Source organism: Catenulispora rubra, assembly GCF_015356825.1.
Taxonomy (GTDB): Bacteria; Actinomycetota; Actinomycetes; order Streptomycetales; family Catenulisporaceae; genus Catenulispora; species Catenulispora rubra.
The window spans coordinates 1-2,833 of the sequence record NZ_JAACYW010000544.1; the positions used below are offsets into that span (position 1 = coordinate 1).

Below are 2,833 nucleotides of genomic sequence, written 5' to 3' on the forward strand. Positions count from 1 at the left end.
GACATCAGAGCCTGGATAGCAACATGGAACGAGGACCCCCGGCCGTTCGTCTGGAAGAAGACGGCCGAGGAGATCCTCAACTCACTCGCTAAATATTTGAAACGAACTTCAGGCGCAGGACACTAGGCTCCTGCTCCATGACCGCCCGCCACACCCCCGAGGACCTGGCCGCCGCCAACGGCCGCACGATCGAGGACGTCATCGCCCCGGACCTGGCCGTCCTGTTCTGCGGCATCAACCCCGGACTCCTCTCGGCCCTGACCGGCCACCACTTCGCCCGCCCCGGCAACAGGTTCTGGCCGACCCTGCACCGCTCCGGCTTCACCCCCCACCAACTGGCCCCCGCCGACCAGGAACACCTCCTCACCTGGCACCTGGGCATCACCAACGTCGTAGCCCGCGCCACCGCCGGCGCCGCCGAACTCCGCCCCGACGAGTACCGCACCGGCGGCGAGGTGCTGCGCGCGAAGGTCGAGCAGTTCCGACCACGCTGGCTGGCGGTCGTGGGCATCGGCGCGTACCGGATCGCCTTCGACGCGCCGAAGGCCGTGGTGGGGCGGCAGGATCGCATGGTCGGCGAGACCGGACTGTGGGTGCTGCCCAATCCGAGCGGGCTGAACGCGCACTACAACCTGGACTCGCTCGCCGCGACCTACGGCGAGCTGCGGGAGGCGGTGGGGTCGGCGGGACCGGCAGGACCGGCAGGATCAGTGGCGTCATAAAGTCGCCGGAGCCGGGTCATCGGTGGTCGGTGATGGTCGGTGACGGCCGTAGATGGCCGTAGACAGTCGCTCGATGGTCGTTGACCTTTCAAGCAGGTGTCGGCACTATGCCCTGTAACCCAGATCACATCTGTCCGTAACAGTCAGGAGCCGCCGATGTCCGTCGCCGACCGGGACCGGGTGGTGTTCGAGCAGTACGCCGACGAACTCGGGCACGAGCTGTCCGGGGCTTGGCGACGGGAGCGGGCCCGGTGTGTGGTGGGCCGGGCCGCGCGCACGGTGTTCCTGAGCTACGCGCGGGCCGGGCTGACGATGGTGGGGATCAGTCCGCTGGCGATCAAGCCGCGCGCGAAGGTGCCGCCCAGCGGCGAGTGAGTGGTGATCGCCGCGTCCCGATAGGGTGCCGCCCATGAGCACCGCCGAGGGACGCCACGCCGACCTGCTGCTCGCGGTCGACGGCGGCAACAGCAAGACCGACGTGCGCCTGGTCCGGGCAGACGGCACGCCGGTACGCCGGGCGATCGGCGGGCCGTTCCGGCCGCAGGCGCTGGGCGTGCCGGCGGCGATGGCCGTGCTGGACGGGCTGGTGGCGCAGGTGCTGTCGGGGGACGGCGCCCAGGTCGCGCTCGACGGCGCCGACGACGGCGATAGCGGCGATAGCGGCAACGACCGCGACGGCCGCGGCGCCGACAACAAAGCCAGCAGCAACGAAGAGCCGACCGCGCTCGGCCCCATCACCCGGGTCCGCGGCATCGCCGCCTTCCTGGCCGGCGCCGACCTCCCGGAGGAGATCTCCACCCTCCAAGCCGAGGTCGAGGCGCGCGGCTGGGCCGACGAGGTCTACGTCGCCAACGACACCTTCGCCGTCCTCTACGCGGGCTCGCCCCGCCGCCAGGGCGTCGCAGTCGTCTGCGGCACCGGCATCAACTGCGTGGCGGTCGCCCCCGACGGCCGCACCGCGACGTTCCCGGGCCTGGGCCAGGAGTCCGGCGACTGGGGCGGCGGCGGAGACCTGGGACGCGCGGCCCTGTGGTGGGCGGTGCGCGCCGAGGACGGTCGCGGCCCGGCCACCGCACTGCTCGACGCAGTCACCTCACACTTCGGACGCCCGCAGGCCCTGGACGTCGTCCTGGCCATCCACCGCGGCCAAGAGTCCGACCGCCGCCTGGCCGAACTGGCACCGGCGGTCTTCGCGGCCGCCGACGCCGGCGACGAGATCGCGGGCTGGCTGATCGACGTCCTGGCCGACGAGATCGCGGGCATGGCCACCTCGGCCGCCCGACGCCTGCAACTGGACGCGCCGGACGTCCTGCTCGGCGGCTCGGTGGCAGCCGCGGGACACCCCAGATTGCTGGCACGTGTCCAGGAACGCGCCCCCGGCCCGATCACCGTGGTCAGCGACGCACCGGTCATCGGCGCGATCCGCTACGGGGTGGGACGCTGGGGCGCCGACGCGCCGATCCCGGCCTGAGGCGCATACCCCGGAAAGCAGGCTCCGGTGATTCGCGCTGTCGACAGCAGCGCGAATCACCGGAGCTCGAAAGGGTCGCAGATCGACCTGAAAAACACGTTAAGAGAGGCGGCCAGGCGTCATCCGGGGACGTGCGCGCCATACGTGCGTTAAGAAGCAAGTGTTGGGTAAGCGCAGTGTTGCGGCACGTGCACGGTCGGCACGCGCGCCGGCAGCTCCCGCGAACCCGCCACGTTCACCGCTCGCTTTCACGCGCCGCAACTTCCGCCGCCTCGGCAGCCTCCGCGACCGCCTTGATCCGTGCGAGTCGCCGGTCCCAGTCGGCAGCCAACGTGGCCATCCATCGCGCGGTCGCGTCCAGCGCCGCCGACCGCACTTCAAACCGCACCTCGCGCCCCACGCGCTGGCCGGCGACCAGCCCCGCGGCGTCCAGCACCGCCAAGTGCTTCACCACCGCCTGCCTGGTCACCGGCAGATCCCCCGCCAATTCCGTCGCCGACGCAGCGCCGCGCACCGCCAGCAGGTCCAGCAGACGCCGGCGGGTCGGATCGGCGAGCGCCGTGAGCACCTCGTCGACCGGCTCGGCGAGAACACCGCCGCCCGCCGAACCCGCCGCGCCGCCGCCCCCCGCTTCGGCCGC

The 2,833-nt window shown here is 71.9% G+C and carries 4 protein-coding genes; 3 read left to right on the forward strand and 1 reads right to left on the reverse strand.

The features are described from left to right. Positions 1 to 137 precede the first annotated feature (137 nt). From mug to GWK61_RS53750, 3 genes are all read left to right on the forward strand, one after another. Entirely contained in the window at positions 138 to 722 is a 585-nt protein-coding gene (gene mug, locus GWK61_RS53740) for a G/U mismatch-specific DNA glycosylase (protein ID WP_194922154.1), read from the forward strand. A gap of 156 nt (positions 723 to 878) precedes the next feature. Continuing rightward, positions 879 to 1,097: a hypothetical protein gene (locus GWK61_RS53745; RefSeq protein WP_194922155.1), complete on the forward strand. Its 219-nt coding sequence runs from the start codon at positions 879 to 881 to the stop codon at positions 1,095 to 1,097. A gap of 34 nt (positions 1,098 to 1,131) precedes the next feature. After that, a complete protein-coding gene (locus GWK61_RS53750; protein WP_194922156.1) occupies positions 1,132 to 2,193 on the forward strand; it encodes an N-acetylglucosamine kinase in 1,062 nt (353 codons plus the stop codon). A 235-nt stretch (positions 2,194 to 2,428) separates the two neighbouring features. Here the strand turns inward: GWK61_RS53750 and GWK61_RS53755 are convergent, their stop codons facing one another. Beyond that, positions 2,429 to 2,761: an ArsR/SmtB family transcription factor gene (locus tag GWK61_RS53755; RefSeq protein ID WP_194922157.1), complete on the reverse strand. Its 333-nt coding sequence runs from the start codon at positions 2,759 to 2,761 to the stop codon at positions 2,429 to 2,431. Positions 2,762 to 2,833: the final 72 nt, after the last annotated feature.

Coding starts and splice junctions, on each gene's coding strand:
- mug (WP_194922154.1), top strand. CDS start 138: ATGACCGCCCGCCACACCCCCGAGGACCTGGCCGCCGCCAACGGCCGC.
- GWK61_RS53745 (WP_194922155.1), top strand. CDS start 879: ATGTCCGTCGCCGACCGGGACCGGGTGGTGTTCGAGCAGTACGCCGAC.
- GWK61_RS53750 (WP_194922156.1), top strand. CDS start 1,132: ATGAGCACCGCCGAGGGACGCCACGCCGACCTGCTGCTCGCGGTCGAC.